The 19509-nt window shown below is 62.7% G+C and carries 17 protein-coding genes; 9 read left to right on the forward strand and 8 right to left on the reverse strand.

All coding sequences use genetic code 11. The features are described 5' to 3' along the window. Nucleotides 1-125: 125 nt before the first annotated feature. Genes JET17_RS09165 through JET17_RS09175 form a run of 3 tightly spaced genes read right to left on the reverse strand, consistent with a single transcriptional unit; the run spans nucleotide 126 to nucleotide 5275 of the window. Complete coding sequence (locus JET17_RS09165; RefSeq protein WP_012313695.1) at nucleotides 126-2513, reverse strand: response regulator; 2388 nt, start codon at nucleotides 2511-2513, stop codon at nucleotides 126-128. A gap of 14 nt (nucleotides 2514-2527) precedes the next feature. After that, nucleotides 2528-2989, reverse strand: coding sequence for a response regulator (locus JET17_RS09170; protein ID WP_012313696.1), 462 nt, complete (start codon nucleotides 2987-2989; stop codon nucleotides 2528-2530). 15 nt (nucleotides 2990-3004) lie between these two features. After that, nucleotides 3005-5275, reverse strand: a complete 2271-nt coding sequence (locus tag JET17_RS09175) for an ATP-binding protein (RefSeq protein ID WP_012313697.1) — start codon at nucleotides 5273-5275, stop codon at nucleotides 3005-3007. A 265-nt stretch (nucleotides 5276-5540) separates the two neighbouring features. Between JET17_RS09175 and JET17_RS09180 the strand changes: the two genes are divergently transcribed. From JET17_RS09180 to JET17_RS09210, 7 genes are read left to right on the forward strand one after another with little or no spacing between them, the layout of a single operon-like run. Beyond that, nucleotides 5541-6068, forward strand: coding sequence for a spore coat U domain-containing protein (locus tag JET17_RS09180; RefSeq protein WP_012313698.1), 528 nt, complete (start codon nucleotides 5541-5543; stop codon nucleotides 6066-6068). A gap of 29 nt (nucleotides 6069-6097) precedes the next feature. Further along, nucleotides 6098-6634 (forward strand): spore coat U domain-containing protein, encoded by a 537-nt coding sequence (locus tag JET17_RS09185; RefSeq protein ID WP_012313699.1) that lies wholly within the window; start codon nucleotides 6098-6100, stop codon nucleotides 6632-6634. A 19-nt stretch (nucleotides 6635-6653) separates the two neighbouring features. Next, nucleotides 6654-7187, forward strand: a complete 534-nt coding sequence (locus JET17_RS09190; RefSeq protein ID WP_012313700.1) for a spore coat U domain-containing protein — start codon at nucleotides 6654-6656, stop codon at nucleotides 7185-7187. Between the two features lie 9 nt (nucleotides 7188-7196). Further along, nucleotides 7197-7700, forward strand: coding sequence for a spore coat U domain-containing protein (locus JET17_RS09195; RefSeq protein WP_012313701.1), 504 nt, complete (start codon nucleotides 7197-7199; stop codon nucleotides 7698-7700). A 38-nt stretch (nucleotides 7701-7738) separates the two neighbouring features. Then, a complete protein-coding gene (locus tag JET17_RS09200; protein ID WP_012313702.1) occupies nucleotides 7739-8515 on the forward strand; it encodes a molecular chaperone in 777 nt (258 codons plus the stop codon). Nucleotides 8516-8575: 60 nt separating this feature from the next. Then, nucleotides 8576-10921 carry a fimbria/pilus outer membrane usher protein gene (locus tag JET17_RS09205; RefSeq protein ID WP_012313703.1) on the forward strand — a complete coding sequence of 782 codons (2346 nt, stop codon included), beginning with the start codon at nucleotides 8576-8578 and terminating at the stop codon, nucleotides 10919-10921. Further along, a complete protein-coding gene (locus JET17_RS09210) occupies nucleotides 10918-11889 on the forward strand; it encodes a spore coat U domain-containing protein (protein WP_012313704.1) in 972 nt (323 codons plus the stop codon). Before JET17_RS09205 ends, JET17_RS09210 begins: the two co-directional genes overlap by 4 nt. A 59-nt stretch (nucleotides 11890-11948) precedes the next feature. Here the strand turns inward: JET17_RS09210 and JET17_RS09215 are convergent, their stop codons facing one another. Next, complete coding sequence (locus JET17_RS09215) at nucleotides 11949-13097, reverse strand: M14 family metallopeptidase (protein ID WP_012313705.1); 1149 nt, start codon at nucleotides 13095-13097, stop codon at nucleotides 11949-11951. 328 nt (nucleotides 13098-13425) lie between these two features. On the opposite strand from JET17_RS09215, the gene JET17_RS09220 reads away from it, so the two are divergent. Beyond that, the gene (locus JET17_RS09220) at nucleotides 13426-14601 is read left to right on the forward strand and encodes an MFS transporter (RefSeq protein ID WP_012313706.1); all 1176 of its coding nucleotides are present in this window, start codon (nucleotides 13426-13428) and stop codon (nucleotides 14599-14601) included. A gap of 43 nt (nucleotides 14602-14644) precedes the next feature. Here JET17_RS09220 and JET17_RS09225 read toward each other — a convergent pair whose 3' ends face one another. Both JET17_RS09225 and JET17_RS09230 read right to left on the reverse strand, forming a co-directional pair. Beyond that, on the reverse strand, nucleotides 14645-15160 hold the full coding sequence (locus JET17_RS09225; protein ID WP_012313707.1) for a DUF4880 domain-containing protein: 516 nt from the start codon (nucleotides 15158-15160) through the stop codon (nucleotides 14645-14647). A 435-nt stretch (nucleotides 15161-15595) separates the two neighbouring features. Then, on the reverse strand, nucleotides 15596-15907 hold the full coding sequence (locus JET17_RS09230; RefSeq protein WP_012313708.1) for a DUF6124 family protein: 312 nt from the start codon (nucleotides 15905-15907) through the stop codon (nucleotides 15596-15598). An 88-nt stretch (nucleotides 15908-15995) separates the two neighbouring features. Here JET17_RS09230 and JET17_RS09235 point away from each other — a divergent pair, with 88 nt between their 5' ends. Next, nucleotides 15996-16703, forward strand: coding sequence for a LexA family transcriptional regulator (locus tag JET17_RS09235; RefSeq protein ID WP_012313709.1), 708 nt, complete (start codon nucleotides 15996-15998; stop codon nucleotides 16701-16703). A gap of 39 nt (nucleotides 16704-16742) precedes the next feature. On the opposite strand, the gene JET17_RS09240 is transcribed toward JET17_RS09235, so the two are convergent. Next, entirely contained in the window at nucleotides 16743-18695 is a 1953-nt protein-coding gene (locus tag JET17_RS09240) for an acetyl/propionyl/methylcrotonyl-CoA carboxylase subunit alpha (protein WP_012313710.1), read from the reverse strand. Continuing rightward, nucleotides 18692-19507 carry a gamma-carboxygeranoyl-CoA hydratase gene (locus JET17_RS09245; protein WP_012313711.1) on the reverse strand — a complete coding sequence of 272 codons (816 nt, stop codon included), beginning with the start codon at nucleotides 19505-19507 and terminating at the stop codon, nucleotides 18692-18694. The genes JET17_RS09240 and JET17_RS09245 overlap by 4 nt, the downstream gene beginning before the upstream one ends. Nucleotides 19508-19509 lie beyond the last annotated feature (2 nt).

Genomic DNA, 19509 nt, shown 5'->3' on the forward strand with positions numbered 1-19509 from the left:
CAGCATCACCACAAAAATTCTTGATTCAGTGCAGATGACTATCCGCGCTGGGTTTCTTCGTTTCTGGCGTTCGTAGAGGCCGGTCGCCAGCTTGCTGGCGATGGGCCTCTACCGCTATAGCGTTATTACCTGTTCACCCGCAACAGTTCATCCAGCACGCGGGCCAACTCCTCAGCCTGCACCGGTTTCTGCATCACCAGGCTGTCCGGCAGATCCAGCCCTTCCAGCTCGGCATAGCCGGTCAGAAAAACCACCGGCAAGCGCGGATGCCGTTCACGTGCGGCCAATGCCAATTGGGCACCGTTGAATTCGGGCATGGCAAAGTCGGTCAGCAACAGGTCGATCTCGTCGTCCAGCTGGGCCAATGCCTGTTCGCCGCTGTGTGCCTGGCGTACCTGATAGCCGTACTGGCGCAACACATCACCGAGCATGTCGCGCACCAGGTGGTCGTCATCCACCAGCAGCACCATGCGGTCGCGGCCACTGTCGCTGATTGACTGCGATGCAGCCGGGATCACCGGGTCCGCAGCCAGCTCATGCTTCACTGCGGGCAGGTAAACGGCAACCTGGGTGCCATGCCCAGGCGCGGTGTCGATGCGCACACCGCCACCGGACTGCTTGGCAAAGCCGAACACCTGGGCCAGCCCCAGGCCCGAGCCTTTGCCGATGTCCTTGGTCGTGAAGAAGGGCTCGAACACCTTGGCCACCACCTCTTCGCTCATGCCGCAGCCGGTGTCGCGGATGCTCAGCATCACGTACTCGCCCGGCTCCGGGTCTTCCGGCCGCTGCGGGCGGGCCTTGATCCGGGTATTGCGTGTGGCTAGCGTCAACTGGCCACCATCGGGCATGGCGTCGCGGGCGTTGATCGCCAGGTTGAGAATGATCATTTCGGTCTGGGTCGGGTCGGTCAGCGCTTGCCACAGGCTGTGGTCCAGGTCCAGGCGCACAGAAATGCTCCCGCCCAGGGTGCGGCGCAGCAGTTCCTCCAGGCCGCCCAGGGTGCGGTTGAGGTTCAGCGGTACCGGTTCCAGGCGCTGGCGGCGGGAGAAGGCGAGCAGCTGTGATGTCAGCTTGGCGCCGCGTTCACCGGCCTCGCGGATATGCGTCAGGCGTTTGCGCGCTTTTTCCAGGTCGCCTTTGTCCAGGTCACGCTCAAGGAAGCTTGAGCCTGTAAGGATGACTGTCAGCAGATTATTGAAGTCGTGGGCAACCCCCGCAGTGAGCTGGCCGACCGCCTCCAGCCGTTGCATCTGCTGCAGTGCCGCCTCGATGCGCTCGCGCTCGGTGATCTGTTCGCGCAGGCGGTCGTTGGCGTCGGCCAGGCCCATGGCTGCTTCGCGCTCGCTGGTGATGTCACGGGCTACCACATAGAGCAGCGTGTCTTCCGGCACCACCACCCATGACAGCCAGCGCAACTGGCCGCCTGCATGCTGGATGCGGCCGACGAAGCGCGCGCTGGTGCGGCCATGGGCGAGGGCGGCCAGTTCGGTCAGCAGCGCTTCCTGGTCCGGTTCGGGCAGCAATTGCAATAACGAGGTCTGGCTCAGTCGCTCGCGCGAGAAACCCAGGCTGGCCTCCCAGGCAGGGTTCAGTGCGACCGGCGTTAGGTCTTTGTTGAGTACCGCGAGCAAGTCCTGGGACAGCTCCCACGCACGGTCGCGCTCGCGGGTGCGGCGCTCCACTCGTTCGCCAAGCATTTCGTTGAGTTGCTTGAGCGCCTGGGTGGCCAAGCGCTGTGTGTGGATGTCCTGTAGCACGCCCGAAAAGCGTGTGCAGCGGCCATCGACAAACTGGCTCTGGCCACTGCTGAGCAGCCAGCGCGGTTCCAGACCGTTTGGTTGGGCAATGCGGAATTCGGCCCGGTACAGCCCGTCGCTGTCCGGGCGCATGGCGTATTCCACCGCTTCGCGTACCCGGGGTACGTCTTCGGGATAGATGCCGTCATAAAAAACGTCAAGGCTCATCTCTGTGTCTACCGGCAGACCGAACAGGGTCTTGCAGCGGTCGTCCCAGATCAGCAGCCCTTCTTCGGGGCGAAAGTCCCAGGTGCCCATGCCGGCGGCATCGATGGCGATCCGTGCGCGTGCCTCCACGTCCGCCAGGGCTTCCTCGGCACGGCGCCGCCGTTGCCGCTCTTGCACTTCGGTAAGCGCTCTGCGCACTGCCTTGGGCAGCAAGGGCAGGTTCTTTTTCAGGACATAATCGGTGGCACCCAGGCGGATCATCTCCACCGCGTGTTCTTCACCGTAGATGCCCGAAAGGAAAATGAACGGCGTGTCCGGCGCCAGGCGCTGGGCGATGGCCAGTACGTCAGTGCCGGACGAGCCCGGCAGCACGCAGTCACACAGAATCAGGTCATAGCGGGCTTCGCCCAGGGCATGCTCGGCGGCGACATGGTCGAACACCAGCTGCGACTGCAGCTGCAAGCCGCTGCGCTCAAGGCTCAGCAGGGTCAGCTCGGCATCCAGCGAGCTGTCTTCGACCATCAGTAATTTGAGCGGCGTTGGCAGCATCTTTGCGGTTGGCCTCAGTTGCTGCCGCGCCGGTTAAGGCGCAGCGAGCCGGGTGGTGGTTCATTGAGTACGGCCCAGAACACCCCAAGGTCGGAAATCGCTGCAACGAACTCCTTGAACTCCACGGGTTTGACCACGTAGGCGTTTACCCCCAGTTCATAGGCACGCAGCAGGTCGGGCTCCTCCCGCGAAGAGGTCAGCATCACCGTCGGGATGCTGCGCAGTTCGGGCGTGGCGCGTACTTCCCTGAGCACTTCCAGGCCATCGACCTTGGGCAGTTTCAGGTCCAGCAGCAGCACCGCAGGGTTGCCGTCGGCGCGCTCGGCATAGGTGTTGCGGCGCAGCAGGTAGTCAAGGGCATCAGCGCCGTCGCGCAGAACGATGACCTCGTTGGCCAACTGGCTACGCTCCAGAGCCAGGAGCGTGAGTTCCAGGTCCCTGGGGTTGTCTTCTACCAGCAGGATAGGCTTGAGCATGATTGTACGGGTGCCTCAGTTTGTTTCTGGATGACGGGGAAGGGTGAAATGGAAGCTGGCGCCCTGGTCGACCTGGCCTTGGGCCCAGACTCGTCCATCATGACGTTCGATGATCCGCCGCACGCTGGCCAGGCCGATCCCGGTGCCCTCGAAGTCCTCCATGCGGTGCAGCCGCTGGAACACACCGAAGAGTTTGTTGGCATAAGCCATGTCGAAGCCCACGCCATTATCGCGAATATAGACTTCGATTTCCTCTTCGTGCTGGTGTGCGCCGATTTCGATGCGTGCAGGCTCGCGACCACGGGTGTACTTGATGGCGTTGGCGATCAGGTTGTGCAGCGCCAGGTTGATGAAAGCCGGGTCACCGATCACCTTGGGCAGCGGTGCCACGTCCCAGATGATCTCACGCCCTTCGTAATCAGGCGCCAGTTCCTGGCGGATGGCTTCGACCAAGGCATTGAGGTCGACATCCGAAAGGCGTAGCGCCGAGCGGCCCATCTGCGAGAAGTTGAGCAGGTTATCCACCAGGCTACCGGCGAACTGCGCGGCCTCCTCGATGTGTTTGAGAAAGCGCCGGCCGCGCTCGCTCAGGCCCTGGCCTTCGATTTCGCCGAGCAGTTCGGTATAGCCGGCGATATGCCGCAAGGGTGCGCGCAGGTCATGGGACACGCTGTAGCTGAAGGCTTCGAGCTCTTTGTTCGAGCGGCGTAGTTCATTTGCCAGTTGCGCCATCTCTTCTGCCTTGCGCAAGACAATGCCGAGTACTGCGGTGCGCAGTTCGACCACGCCTTCGATCGTCAGCGGGTCCCACGGCTCGCAGTAACCGCCTAACTGTTCCTGCCAGTGTTCAAAGCTGTGCCGCGGGTTTAGCGCCCCCTGCGGGCCTATCTGTTTGTCGGGCCGCCCGGCCCAGTTGACTGTGCGTACCTGCTCGGGCCGGAACCACAGCAGGTAGTGTGAGTGGATCTGGGAAATGGCCACTGCCAGCACGCCACCGACATGCTCGGCCAGCTCGGGCAGTTCGTCGATGTCACGGCGTACGTTGTCACTGTGGAACACCGTCTCATCATCACGCTGGGCCAGCCAGTGCACCAGTGCCGTGACCTGCGCTGCCGGCGGTGTCTGGCCAATCAGGTCGCAGCGCTCGGCGGAAATGACCGCCGCGCCGCTCGCCCCGGCGAAGGCCAGCAGCACCTCGGGCAGGGCGCGCAGGCCCTCGCTGACACTGTCATGGTCGGCCATCGAGGAGATCATCCGTACGATGTGCTGGCGCAGGTCGAGCAGTTTTCGGGTATTGGCGTGGGACTCACGCGACTCGATCTGCAGCGACAGCACACTGGCCAGCAGCTCGCAGGCTGTGCGGGTGCGCAGGTCGACCGGGCGAGGTTGCTCGTGGTGGCATGACACCAGCCCCCACAGTTGCCCACCGACCACGATCGACAGTGACATCGACGCCATGGTGCCCATGTTGCGCATGTACTGCAGGTGCACCGGCGACACGCTGCGCAACGCGGCAAAACTCATGTCCAGCGGCTTGCCGGTGCGCGGGTTGGCCGCCGGCACCAGGGGTACGGCCTGGTAGTTGGCATCCTCGATCACGCGGATGCGGTTGACCCTATAAAGCTCGCGGGCCTGGCGGGGGATATCCGAGGCCGGGAAGCATAGGCCCAGGTAGCGGGGGTAGCCGGCATCGGCCACTTCAGCCAGCACCTGGCCATTACCCTCGGTATCGAAGCTGTAAGCTTTGACCCGGCCAAACCCCGTGATTCGCTTTATCTGCAATACAGTCTGCTGCAGCAACTCTTCCAGGGTTGCGGCGTTGTTGAGGCTACTGACGAAACCACGCACCAGTGGGTAATAGTCGCCTTGGTCGACCGGGCCGAGAGGCTGACGCACGGGCTCGAACTCTGCGATCAGTACCTGATCATGGCGATGGGTCAGCAGGCGTAGCCGGTCGCCGCAGGGTGCCCCGTTGCGCAGGTGGACATCGCCGATATGGAAGGGGAACACGTCGTCGCCGGGCAGGCGCTCAAGATGGGCGCGCAGGTCGAAACTGTCGCTGACCACGTCGGCGAAGGTGCACCCCAGTAGTTCACGGGCGGGCACGCCTAGCCAGCGTTCGACATTGTCGCTGGCCTGGAGGATACGCAGGTCCTGTTCGTCCAGCACCAGCAGAAAGCCGTGGGGCTGGATGCTGCCAGGTACCTGGATCGGCTCCTGGGCGCAGCGTTCCACGGCTTCGGCGAGTGCGATGTCTGTGGTCGTCAATGGATACGCTCCTGTCATGTTCGTCCATGCATGGCGCGCATGCGTCTGATGCGGGCTTGGTGGCTGCTGCGCACCGTAACAGAATGCGCACAGCTTTGCCGGCCTATGGCCATTGGAGGCACTGGAGGCGCTTGGGTTCGACGCCAGTCGAAAATTTCTTTGCCGTGGCTGGGGGATCGATCTAACCCTTTGTTGTTACTACCAAAGAGTGGCGGGCAGCGGCCACGGGCAAGCCACCGGCTGCTACGCTCAGAGTCAGGACAGAGAAACAAGGGACGTGACAGTGACGGGACGCTTGGTGGCCGCACTGTGGGGCCTGTTGTTGAGTGGCAGTGCTGTGGCAGCGGACTTCCTCGTGGAGGTGAGGGTGCAGGTGCAACGGGGCTGCATGCTGGTCAACCAGCAGCGCGAGGCGGGAGCGCAGGACCTCGGTCGGATCGACCTGGGCGCTGCCGCACGTCTGGATGGGCCTGGTGCACCCTTGAGTGGAGTGCTGCTCAACCAGCGCCCACCGCGACTGGAATGCAACCCCGACACGCCCTACCAGGTACGGGTCGATGGTGGCCAGCACGGGGGTGCCGGTGAACTGCGCTTTTTGGCCAGTGGCGACGCCAGGGCCCGGCTGATTCCCTATCGCCTTTACCGCGACGCGGCCTGGCGCGAGCCTGTGGTCGTGGGCCAGCCCCACGCCGCACGTGTGCCGGACAGCGGTACGGTCGAACTGCCACTGTACGCCCGGATCGACAAGCTGGCCTGGGTGCCGCACGCCGGTACGTATGTCGACTTGCTCAAAGTCACGGTCACCTGGTAGCGAGGCAACATGCACAAGGACGTCACGCCATGAACCGTACATCCATCCTGTTGCTCAGCCTGGGCCCGCTGCTGTTGCCCAGTGGTGCAGCACATGGCACGACCACCGGCTTTATCCAGGCCCGCCTGGTAATCAGTGCAGCGTGCCAGATCAGCAGTGGCGACCAACCCCCGGCCACGCTCGGCAACCCGGGGCTGATGGACTTCGGCGAGCGTGGTCCGAACTGGGACCAGCCGCTGCGCAGCCGGGTTGACGAGGCAGGCGGCGAGGGCAGTCTGCAAATCAGCTGCACGCCCCAGGTCAGGGCCTTCAATGTGCGCATCAACGGCGGCCTCAATGGCAGCGATGGCGTACGGCGGCTCAGCAATGGCCGTGAAATGATCCCCTATCAACTGGCGCTCGACCCAGGCGGTAACAGCCGTTATGGCATCGGCCAGGCTCGCGCCTTCACCATCAGCAGCACCGAACAGATTCCGATTCCCATCTTCGGCGTAGTGGTAGCGCAACCGCGCGCGCTGCCGGCCGGGCTGTACCGCGACACGCTTAGAGTGACTTTGGACTGGTAACCCCCGCAAGGAGATCCCGATGCGAACGAACCTCACCCACTGCATGCTCGCTGGCCTTGGCCTGGCGATGGCATTCCACGCCCAGGCCGCCACGGTGACCGGGACCATCAGTTCCACCCTGACATTGACGTCGGCGTGCCAGGTCAATGGCACCACAGGCACCTCGGGGTTGAACTTCGGTACCCTCAGCTTCGGCACCCAGGAGGCGCTGTTCACCACCGCCAACGGTGAGGTGCTCGGCGGCGGTGGCGGTGCGATGAGCATCCTGTGCTCCGCAGGTACGGTGCCAGCCATTCGCGTGCGAGCGGGGGCCAACGACGGTGCATCGACTGGCGGCACGCGGGCGCTGGCAGACGGCAACGGCAACTTCGTACCTTACGACTTTTATACCGACACCGGGCGCACCCAACTGCTGGCCATCGACGGCACCATCACACTGCCGACCAGCACCGGGGTTGCTCAGACCGTCAACCTCTACGGTCAGGCGCGCGGCAAGGCGGGCCTGCCAGCAGGGGTATACACCGATACGGTGGCCGTCGAGCTGTCGTTCTGAGCCGCGGCCATGCGCTATTGGCTGGGTGGCTCCTTTGCAGGCCTGGGTATCCTGTTGGCGACGCCCCTGTATGCCGCGACCAGCAGCACCTTCCAGGTCACGGCGACGATCACCGCAGGCTGCCTGGTGGTGGGCGGCGCCACCCAGTATGGCGTGCTCGACTACGGTACGCAGTCGGCCTTGTCGACCGGGACCCTCAGTACCTCATTGGGGGGGGCCACAGTGACCTTCCAGTGCACGCCCGGCGTGAGCCTGAGCATGAGCCTGGACGGTGGCCAGAACGGGATCACCGGCACGCGCTACCTCAAACGCAGCGGCGGTACGCAGCTGCTGGCCTATCAGCTGTACCAGGACGCTGCCTACAGCCAGAGCATCGCTGTGGGCCAGAGCGTGGCGCTGAACAACAGCGACCCGACGGCGATAAAGCTGTCGGTGTATGGCCGTACGCAACTCACCGGCCTTGTGCCGGCCGGGACCTACAGCGACGTTGTGCAAGTGGCGGTGACCTGGTGAAACAACCGGGCCCCCGACAATCTACCAAGGAGAGCGGTATGCGGGCAGGCGCGAAGTGGGCGCGGGGTTTGATCGGGTCATTGCTGCTGGCGAGCTTGCCGGCGGGGGCTGCCACCTCGGTGCTGATCTGGCCGATCGACCCGGTGCTGGAGGCTGACCAGAAGGCCGGTGCGCTGTGGCTGGAGAACCGCGGCAGCGCACCGGCGAGCCTGCAGGTGCGGGTATTCGCCTGGCGGCAGGGCGACAACCAGGAACAGTTCCAGGCCCAGCGGGAGATCATCGGCAGCCCCCCGGTCGCCACCATTGCCCCCGGCCAGAAACAACTGATCCGCCTGACCCGCACCGGCAGCTCACCGGTCGGTCAGGAGCAGGCTTACCGCATCATCATCGACGAAATACCCTCGCCACTGCCGTCGGATAACGCCAGTCAGGGCGCCACTGCGGCCATCCGCCTGCAGATGCGCTATTCGGTACCGTTGTTCGTCTATGGCGAAGGCTTGTGGGGCAAGCCGGATCCGGAGGGCAAGCGCAGCGCCAGTGGTGTAGGCAAGCCGCAACTGAGCTGGCGGCCAGTGACGGTGCAGGGCAAGCCCTATGTAGAACTGCGCAACACTGGCCCTGTGCATGCCCGGCTGACCGATGTGGTGGTACAGCAGGGCGGCCAGGCAAGGCCACTGGCCGAGGGGCTGCTTGGCTATGTACTGCCCGGGGCCAGCATGCGCTGGCCGGCACCGGTTGCACCGAACAGCAGTGGCGTACTCAAGGGCAGGGTGAACGGTCAGGAGGTGGCCGAGGCGATCCGCCAAGGGCAATGAAGTCACTATTGAATGAATGTCAGGGGCCAGGGAGGACCCGGCAATGGTCGGAATGCGTGTGTGAAATGGCTGTCGCGTGCGACGCGCCGCTGGTGCCTGGGGCTGGCGGTTATCGGCCCCGGCCTGGCGGTGGCCGACGAGCTGCCGCCGCCGCCCACCGAGGCCGCCGCCATTGCCGACGCCACACTGTATCTGGACCTGCTGGTGAACCAGGTGCCCAGGGCTGAGCTGGTACCGGTGCAGCAGCGTGCCGGGGGGCTGTTCCTCGACAGCCAGGTGCTACGCGCTGCCGGCATCGCCCTGCCGGGCAATCCGCAAGGCGAGGTGGCCCTGGATGCCGTAGCGGGCCTGCACTGCGATTACGACAGCCAGAACCAGCGCCTGTTGCTGCAAGTCCCACCGGCCTGGCTCCCGGACCAGCAAGTCGGCAACCGTAACCTGTACCCGGCCAGCGATGCACGCAGCAGTTTCGGTGCGTTGTTCAACTATGACCTGTACCTCAACGACACCGACGAGGGTGGCACTTACCTGGCTGCGTGGAATGAGCTACGCCTGTTCGACAGTTGGGGCACCTTTGCCACCACCGGTCAGTGGCGGCAGTCGTTCAACGGCGCCGCGGCCGACGCCAGCCGCCAGGGTTTCCTGCGCTACGACACTACTTGGCGCTTCACCGACGAGCAGCGCCTGCTGACTTACGAAGCGGGCGACTTCGTCACCGGGGCGTTGCCCTGGACCAGTTCGGTACGGGTGGGCGGCCTGCAGTTGTCGCGTGACTTTGCCGTCCGCCCTGACCTGGTCACTTATCCGTTGCCTGCCTTCGCGGGAGAGGCGGCGGTGCCGACCTCACTGGATCTGTTCATCAACGGCTACAAGTCCAGCACCGCCGAGTTGCAGCCAGGCCCCTACACCCTGACCAACGTGCCGTTCATCAACGGTGCCGGCGAGGCCGTGGTGGTTACCACCGATGCACTTGGGCGCCAGGTGTCCACCACGTTGCCGTTCTACGTCACCAGCAGCCTGCTGCAAAAAGGCCTTTCGGATTTCTCGATGGCCGCCGGCAGCCTGCGCCGAGACTATGCAGTGCGCGACTTCAGCTACGGGCCCGGCGTCGCCTCGGCCAGCCTGCGTCATGGCGTCAGCGATTTCTTCACCCTCGAAAGCCATGTCGAAACCGCAGAATCGTTGCTGCTTGGGGGTTTGGGTGCGAATGTGCGCCTGGGCACTTTCGGTGTACTGAACGCTGCCATGGCGCAGAGCCAGTTCGACAGTGAAAAGGGCCACCAGGTTGCCCTCGGCTATCAGTACAACAGCCAGCGCCTCGGTTTCAGCTATCAGCGCTTGCAGCGCCATGGTCATTACGCCGACCTGAGCCGGGTCGACAGCCCGGACATGCAATTGAGCCAGCGTAGCGAGCAGGTCACCCTGAGCCTGAACCTCGACCGCTTCGGCAGCCTCGGCGCGGGCTACTTCGATGTGCGCGCCGGTGACGGCTCGCGCACCCGGCTGATCAACCTGAGCTGGAGCAAACCGCTGTGGGGCAACAGCAGTGTCTACCTGTCGGCCAACCGTGAGGTCGGCGACAGCCAGTGGGCGGTGCAGGCACAGTGGGTGATCCCGATCGACTTCAGCGGTACCCTTGCCGTGAGCATGGAACGCAGCAAGGAAGGCGAGGACCTGCAGCGGGTCAACTACAGCCGTGCGGTACCGGTGGGCGGCGGTGTTGGCTACAACCTTGGCTACGCCACCGCAGGTGATCGCGATGCCTACCGCCAGGCCGACGCCACCTGGCGCCTGCAGTCGGTGCAATTGCAGGCCGGCGTGTACGGCAGCAGCGGCGAAATGACCCGCTGGGCCGATGCCAGCGGCTCGCTGGTGTGGATGGACGCCGGGCTGTTCGCCGCCAACCGTATCGACGATGCCTTTGTGGTGGTCAGCACCGGCGGCTATGCCGATGTGCCCGTGCGTTACGAAAACCAAGAGATCGGCCGCACCGACCGCAACGGCCACCTGCTGGTGCCGTACAGCAGCGGCTACTACCGCGGCAAGTACGAGATCGACCCCATGGACCTGCCGCCCGATGTGCTCGCGGCGCAGGTGGAGCAGCGGGTAGCGGTGCGCCGTGGCAGCGGCTACTTGCTGGAGTTCCCGCTCAAGCGCGTGCTGGCGGCCAGCATCGAGCTGGTAGATGGCAACCAGCAGCCGCTCAAGCTGGGCAGTACGGTCAGCCACCGTGAAAGTGGCAGCCAGGCGGTGGTGGGCTGGGACGGGCTGGTGTATCTGGAGAACCTCTCAGCGCACAACCACCTGCAGGTCGGGCTGGAGGGAGGAGGGCAGTGCCAGGTCGAGTTCGACTTGCCGCAGGCAGAAGGCTCGATCCCGTTGATCGGCCCGTTGGTGTGCCGATGAGGAGCGTATTGCGCGGCCTGTTGATCGCAATGCTATGGCTGCCGGTGGGTTCGGCTTGGGCGTTATGCTCGTCCGTCGCGACCGCGCCAGCGGCGTTCGGTACCGTCAACTCAACGCTGGTGCGCACTGGCATCCAGAGTGCCTCCACCACCAATGCGGGTTTGCAGTGCACCGGTTCGTTGTTGTCCCTGCTGGTGAGCAGTGACCACTTCTACCTCACCATCACCTCAGCTACCAGCGGGCTGGTGGGGCCGAGCGGGGATGTCATCCCTTATACGATCTATGCCAATAATACGACCAGCTACCCCATCACTCGCGGCGCGCAGTTCGATTTCGCCCGCAATGGCCTGATCGACGCCCTGGGCCTGCTCAATGGCAATTCCCCGAAGTCTGTGCCGCTGTATTTGAAAACTTCGGTTGGCGCCAACGTGGCCGCCGGCGTCTATACCGAGACGCTTAACCTTGCCTGGGTCTGGAACTATTGCTCGGGCATTGGCCTGGGCAATCTGTGCCTGGGGCGCGACACAGGCGCGGGGAACCAGACCCTCACGGTGACCCTGACGGTAAGTAATGATTGCCAGATCACAACGCCCACCATCAGCTTTGGCAGCGCACCGGTAGTGGCGGGGTTCGGCACGGTGAACCAGAGCGTGAACCTGTCCTGCACCAAGGGCAGCAGCTACACGGTCGGGCTGGATGACGGGCAGAACGCATCTGGCGGGCGTCGGAGGATGAAGTCTGCTGCCAACAACTACCTGGCCTACGACATCTTCAAGAGCGCGGGCGCGGTACGTTGGGGAGCAGTGGGCAGCGCGCGGCGTTCCAGCAGCGATGCCAATATCAACCCCGGAGCTGGGACTGGCACCGGTAGCCAGGTGTTCAACTACAACGCCAAGGTCTATACCGACCAGGCGACACCGCCGGCGGCGACCTATACCGACAATGTGATACTCGATGTGCAGTTTTGACCGGGTATGCCTGCGCCGGCCTATTCGCGGGCTTGCCCCGCGAAAAAGGCCGGCACTGATCAGCGCAAATCGTCAGCAATCTTCAGCAAGGTCTCCAGCACCGCCCCTGCCAATACCTTGGACCGCTCTCCCGACCAGCCGGTAACCGGGTTGGGTGCATCGTCATGGTCCTTGAATGGCATCTCCAGGGTCAACGACAGGCAGTCGTACGCCATGCCCACCGCATTGCACGCCAGCGTCGTATTGGCCTGCCCCGGCTCATCGCGGGTATAGCCATACTTGGTCTGGAAGTCAGGCGTAACGCTGCACAAGGTGCTACGGAACTGCTCTTCAAGCTTGGCCAGGCGTGGCGTATAGCCGGGGTTGCCCTCGCAGGCTGCCGTGAATACATGCGGGATTTCTTCATCCCCATGCACATCGATGAACGCATCCACCCCGTACTGCTTCATCTGCGCCTGGGCAAAGAACACCTCCGGGCTAGCGTCGACGCTGGCGTCCTGCCAGGCCCGGTTGAGGTCCTGGCCTTTGAAGTTGGTGCGCAGGTGGCCGAGAAAGGCGCCATCCGGGTTCATGTTTGGGATCAGGTACAGGTCAGCCTTGGCCAGCAATTGCTGGACGACTGCGTCATTGGCTTGAAGACGGTCGATTACCCCCTCCATGAACCACTCGGCCATGTGCTCGCCCGGGTGCTGCTGGGCGATCAGCCAGAGCTTGCGCTTGCCGGCGGCTCCGTCGCCTGCGCGCAACAGCGGAATGTCGCGGCCCTGCACGCTGCGGCCATGGGCCAGCAGTTCGACACCGGGAATCTGCTGGGCGCGCTCGATCAACTGGTTGTGGCGCGCACGCGGGTAGGGCTCGAAGTAGGCGAACCAGATCTGCTCCTGCTCGGCTTTCACTTCAAAGGCCAGTGCCTTGCCATCGAACTGGCTGGGCACACGGAACCAGGTTTGCTGGTCGTAGGAAGCCACGGCGTTGTAGCCGGCCCAGGCGTTCTTGTAGGAAGACTCGCTGGCGTTGTCCAGGCTGAAGCGATGGACCTGACCGGGCGTGAGGCCGCTGACCTTGAAGTGGAACCACTGGAAGTGGCCGCTGTGGGTGTCCGGGCGAATGGCCAGGTGGACCTGGGCAGGGTTGCTGGCATCCAGGACCTGGATGTTGCCGGAATCGAAAGCGCAGTCGATCTGCAGAGGGGACAGCGTCACGGCCATTGGCTTGGCTCCTTGGGCTTTGTTGTGGGGGGTACTGTACACCCCTCACGGGGGAGACTGTGTACAAAAACCGGCACCCTCAATGATTTCCTATTGTTGAGAAGTTGATTGCAGGCTTGAGTACGCTGCTGATGGAACGGAGTGGAATGGGCTTGCCAGGACGGACTAGCACTACGTTGGGTTCAAAAGTCCTACACGTATTTGAGGTATTTCATTCAGTAATTCCTCTTGTATGTCTTGCCTGTGTGGGTTCGTATATGCCTTGAAAAAGATGGTGGAACGGAAGGCGTGTTAGTCAGCGCCTGTCGTCAGTAACCGGAGTGATGGTGTGCCTGCTAAAACTACTTCCCTGTCGATTTTGCTCATTCTTATCAGCCTGCTGGGTGTATTCCCACTCGACGTCATTTTGCCTTCCGTTGCGCAGATGGCTGAATATTTTGCAGTCGATACAAAGCGCATTGCCTATTCGGTGAGTTTATTTGCGCTGGGTGTGGCTCTATCCCAAGCGGTGATCGGCCCGCTTTCCGATTGTGTGGGAAGAAAACGGTTGCTGATCGCTGGGCTCTTGATGGGCATTGCAGGGGCAATCGGCTGCATGCGCACCACCCACTATGAGACCTTCATGGTGTTTCGCCTGTTGCAGGCCATGGGCTGTGGCTGTTTCGTACTAAGCCAAGCGCTGGTGCAGGACAGTTACAGTGGCCAGCAGCGCAATGCAATGCGAATCCTTCTGACCAGTGCAAGCGGCGTCTTTATAGCGATGTCGCCGTTAGCAGGCAGCGTGCTTCAGCAATATTGGGGGTGGAAGGGGAGTTTTCAGGCGTTTGTCATGCTGGCAGTATTGGTACTCTTACTTTGTTTAATGTTATTGAATGAAAGTGGAGGCTCCCGCTATCGGGGAGGTTTTTTGCATGGCTATTGCCAGATTCTGAAAGATAGAAAGTTTCTTGTGTATTCGCTATTTTCCTGTTTGGCATTTTCTTGTCATTTTTCATTTGTTGTTGTGTCCCCCTTGTTGCTCATGGGCCCGCTAGGGTTGACGGAGTTCGCCTTCTCCATGGTGTTCCTCTTCTACGGATTGGCTTACATGGTCGGCGGTGTCATTGCCAATTCGCTGAATCGGAGTCTGAGTACACAGGTGCAGATTGGTTGTGGATTTGCACTGATAGGAACCGCTGGCGTAGCCCTGCATCTTGCCATTTCAAGCGGTGAACTGGTGCTCATCAATCTGGTGTTGCCATTAACGTTATGCACAATCGGCACGACGATCGTCCGCCCGGCTGCAACCACATACGCACTCAGTCGGTATCCCGATCGCGCAGGGGCTGCTGCCTCGGTCAGCAACACTCTACTCTTTGCGTGTGGTGGGTGCGTTAGCCTGCTGGTGGCGTCCTCAGGCGAGGAGAGTTTGGCAATGGGCCTGGCAGCGATTTTTATAGCCTCTTGCCTGTCAGGCTGGTTGCTCCTTGCCTACGTGTCCAGGCCATTCGGACATCGGGCTTGATTTGGCAGAAATACCGGCTTTGCGTCCTGCCGACCCAGGCGGCTTACGCCCAGTAGCCAAACAGCACCAGCACCGCCACGCCTAGCCCTACCGCAATCGAACACCCACCCAACGAAATCGCCGCTCGCCCTTGCCGATACCAGCCATCGTGCCCCAGCTCCCTCGCTGGGGCGAGCAGGCTGCGCCAGCGCAGTTCGGTGTCATGGAAGGCTTGCAGGTGCGCTGCATCGGCGTCCAGCCAGCGCCGAAAATCAATGCGCTCGCAGGCGGTGGCCTCAGGGCTCTGCAGCCGTACATACCATTGGCTGGCAACGCTGGCCACAGCATCACCTTGCGGGCGGGCCGTTTGCAGGGCCTGGTTCATGTGCCGTTCGATGCTCAGCAAGGGCAATTCGAGGCGCCTGGCGATGCCGGCGAAGTCCAGCTGGTCCAAGCGGTTGAGCAGGAACACTTGCTGAACGCGGCGTGGCAAGCGCTTGAGCCCGTGCAGCAGGGCATCCTCGGCGTCGTGGCCGGTTGCGGGCGTTGGGTGCTCAAAAGGCAGCAGCAGGCGGCTCATGGTCAGCTCCTTGCTCAAGAGTGGGGGTGGGGGCATCTTCCGTGATGCGAAACCAGATTAGTAGAAACGAGATTGATTCTCAAGTGCTGATTCCGCAAAGTTTTGTAATGAGCGTTCACGCCCTGAAACACTTTTGCTATAATCGCGGCCATCAACGATCTTCATTAGCCTGAAGAGCCAAAAAAAAGACCCGGCAAAAAGCCGGGTCAAAAACCGTGATTAGCCTGATGAGGAGATAATCTGAGAGCGACCTAAGCTCCAGGTTATCCAGCAGATCTCGCGATCAGCTGAGTGCAATAATAATCGTTATCATTTGGCAGTCAAATGATTTTTCACGTGTTCGCTGAAAAATATTGACCGAAGCACTTCCTGGGTCCCGGCAATCGGGGCCTTTGCCGTACCTGGCCACCACGTCTCTCCCTTTTTCGAACCTGTCTACCGACCGCCCTGTAGGGTGCGCTTGTGCTCCAAGAGCGCCCTGGCCATGTCCATCATGTGCATCAGTGCAAAGGTCAGCTCGCGGTGGCTGCCTTCCTGATGGGTGGCGGTTTCGTGTGCGGTGGCGGCGGCGCAGCGCAGCAGCGCGATGGCGTGCTCCTGGGCCTGGTCTGCGGTGACGCCTTCGTGGAGTGTCCAGATCTTGTTGTCGATGCTGGGGCGCGGCGGGTTGGGGTTGAGGTAGTAGTCGAGGGCGCGGCGGGCTGCTTCGCTGTCGAGTTCTGTTTCGTCGTTTTTCGGTGGTTTCATCCTGATACCTGCGCATGCCAAGAGGGAAAAGGTCCGGACTGATATTAATACCTAAAGTATTTTTGTGCTTTCTGATAAATAATACTGAATGTTTATTGAGCGCCAGAAGGCAGTCCGTATCGTGCCAGCGATGAATATGGATAAATGGATTGCCCTCGTCCGTGACCGGATGGAGGAGCTCGATATCTCCCAAGAACAGCTCGCCGAACGCGTTGGGGTTTCCCAGGGCAGCGTGGGGCATTGGGTGAACAAGCGGCGCCAGCCCAAGGTCGAGTCGATGAACCGCGTCTTCGTCGAGCTGGGCATGCCCCACTACCACGTCAGCATGCAACTGCGGGTACTGGGCCAGGTGGGTGAAGACAGTGGCCGCTATGTGCTGGATGAAGAGGATGACGATGTAGACCTGATGCAATACATCGTGTGTTTTCGTTACCCCGTGCGTGGCTGGGATGCGTTGGCTGACTCAGCGCACGAGCAGGGCACGGTGTTCGAGCAGACCGAGTACCTCGCCCAAGGTAAAGCGTTCTGGTTGACCGTAGAGAACGATGCCATGAGTACTGCCAGTGGCCGTAGCGTGCCCCAGGGCATGCGCATTCTGGTGGACCCGGGGCTGGAGGCTGAGCCTGGGAGGTTGGTAATTGCGCGCCAACCTGGCAAATCGGCGATTCTCCGCGAGCTGGCCGAAGAGGGTGGGCAGCGGTATCTGAAGGCGCTGAACAGCAGCTACCCGGCGTTGGTGTGTGAGGACGGGTGTGAGTTTCTCGGGGTGGTTGTGCGGGTGCACGGCACCTTCTAGATTGCCGGCGATTGGGCCGCAAAGCGGCCCGTGTTTACATCACTCCACCAGTTCGACCAGCACCGTCCCTTCGCTGACCATATCCCCTTCCTGGCAAAACAACGCCTTTACCGTCCCACCATGCGGAGCGCGAATGCTGTGTTCCATCTTCATGGCTTCCAGCACCACCAGCGCCGTACCGGCTTCCACCACTTGGCCCGGCTCCACCAGCACTCGCACGATGCTGCCATTCATGGGCGCGCCCAGTCCGCCCTGATGGCTGTGGCTGGCTTCGGCCTCGGCGATCGGGTCGAAGGCCTCAATGGCATGCATTTCACCATCCCAGCGCAGATACAGCGTGCCACCGCGGCGCACCGCCAGATAACGCCTGCGCACGCCGCCTTCATCGTGGCCTAGCTGTTCGCCGTCCAGTTGCCAGGCCGAGACAACACTTTGCTCAAGCGCAATCGCCTGGCACTCTCCGCCACTGCGCAGGTGCAGGCAGCTGTGTGCCGGCAGGCCAAGGCGTAAACCTGAGCGCTCAGCCCATGGCGAGCAGCTGTCGTCGTCACGCTGATGCGGCGCCTGGCCCTGCAGCCAGGCTTTACCTGCGGCTTGCCAGAAGCCTGCGGGCAATGGCTGTGGCGCCGGCAGAAGTACCTCCTGATGACGTGGAATAAAGCCTGTATCCAGCTCGGCCGCCGCGAATGCGGGGTGGGCGAGGATGCGGCGCAGGAAGGCAATGTTGGTCTTCAGCCCGCCGATGGCGAACTCGTCCAGCATCGCCAGCAAGCGCAGGCGTGCCTGTTCGCGGTTTTCGCCCCAGGCGATCAGCTTGCCCAGCATGGGGTCATAAAAGGATGAGATCTCGTCCCCCTCGCTTACCCCGCTATCCACCCGGCGACCTTCGCCTGGTGCAGACTCGCGGTACAGCGTCAGGGTGCCTGTGGCTGGCAGAAAGTCGTTGGCCGGATCTTCGGCATACAGGCGCACCTCGATAGCATGGCCGATCAGCGGCACCTGCGCCTGGGTAATCGGCAGCGGCTCGCCACAGGCGATGCGGATCTGCCAGGCCACCAGGTCGAGGCCGGTGATAGCTTCGGTAACCGGGTGCTCGACCTGCAGGCGGGTATTCATCTCCATGAAGAAGAACTCGCCACGGGCGTCGAGCAGAAACTCCACGGTGCCGGCACCGACATAACCGATGGCCTGGGCCGCGCGTACCGCCGCTTCGCCCATGGCCCGCCGCAATTCAGGGGAGAGCCCCGGTGCAGGCGCTTCCTCGACCACTTTCTGATGGCGGCGCTGGATAGAGCAGTCGCGCTCATTAAGGTACAGGCAGTTGCCGTGCTGATCGGCGAACACCTGGATCTCAACGTGGCGGGGTTTGAGCACGTATTTTTCCACCAGCATGCGCGCGTCGCCGAATGACGACTGCGCTTCACGCTGGGCCGAGGCGAGGGCTTCGGCCAGCTGGCTTTCTTCCTCCACCACTTTCATGCCCTTGCCGCCCCCCCCGGCGCTGGCCTTGAGCAGCACCGGGTAGCCGATGCGCTCGGCGGCGGCGCGGAAGGTTTCCAGGTCCTGGGCGTCGCCGTGATAACCCGGTACCAGCGGTACGCCGGCCGCTTCCATCAGCGCCTTGGCCGCCGATTTGCTACCCATGGCATCGATGGCGCTGGCCGGCGGGCCAAGGAAGATCAGCCCGGCGTCTTCAATGGCTCGGGCAAACCCTGCGTTTTCCGAAAGAAAGCCGTAGCCTGGGTGAATGGCCTGGGCGCCGCTGGCTTTGGCCGCAGCGAGCAGCTTGTCGATCACCAGGTAACTGTCAGCGGCCTTGCTGCCGCCCAGCTCGACACGGATATCCGCCTCGCGGCTGTGGCGGGCGTCGCGGTCGGTGGCGCTGTGCACGGCCACGGTGGTCAGGCCCATGGCCTTGGCGGTGCGCATCACCCGGCAGGCGATTTCCCCACGGTTGGCGACCAGCAGGGTGGTCAATGGCGGGCGGCTCATGGGCGCGGCTCCTTGTTGGGCTCGGTCTGCCAAGCGGGGCGACGTTTTTCCAGGAAGGCGCGCAGGCCCTCCTGACCTTCGGCGCTGACACGGATACGGGCAATGGCGTTTTCGCAGTAGCGGCGCAGGGCAGGGCTGAGTTCACCGTCATCGACCTCGCGCAGCAGGTCCTTGGTAGCGCGCAGTGCTTGCGGGCTGTTCTGCAAGAGGTTGTCTACCCAGGCCTGTACCTGCACTTCCAGCTCACTGGCCGGGTACACCTCTGCCAACAGGCCCAGTTCCCGGGCCCGTACGCCGCTGAAGCGTTCGGCGGTCAGGGCATAACGGCGCGCGGTACGCTCACCGATGGCCTTGACCACGAACGGGCTGATCACCGCCGGGGCCAGGCCGATGCGTACTTCGGACAGGCACAGCTGCGCATCCTCGGCGCCGATGGCCATGTCGCAGCAACTGATCAACCCCAAGGCGCCGCCAAAGGCCGCGCCCTGCACCACGGCCAGGGTGGGTACCTTCAGGCGATGCAGGGCGTACATCAGTTCGCCCAGTTCACGGGCGTCATCCAGGTTGGTGTTGAAGTCCAGTTGTGCCGATTGCTGCATCCACGCCAGGTCTGCGCCAGCGCTGAAATGGCGGCCACGGCCGCGCAGCAGCATGAAGCGCAGGCTGGCGTCGTCGGCCAGTTGCCCGAGGGCGACGATCAGCTCGCGGATCATCTGTGCATTGAATGCGTTGTTCTTGTCCTCGCGGCTCAGCCACAGGGTGGCGAAGCCGCGCGGGTCACGGATCACTTCGAGGGTGCTGAAATCGCTCATGG

Origin of the sequence: Pseudomonas putida (assembly GCF_016406145.1) — a bacterium.
In the GTDB taxonomy this organism is placed as follows: Bacteria; Pseudomonadota; Gammaproteobacteria; order Pseudomonadales; family Pseudomonadaceae; genus Aquipseudomonas; species Aquipseudomonas putida_E.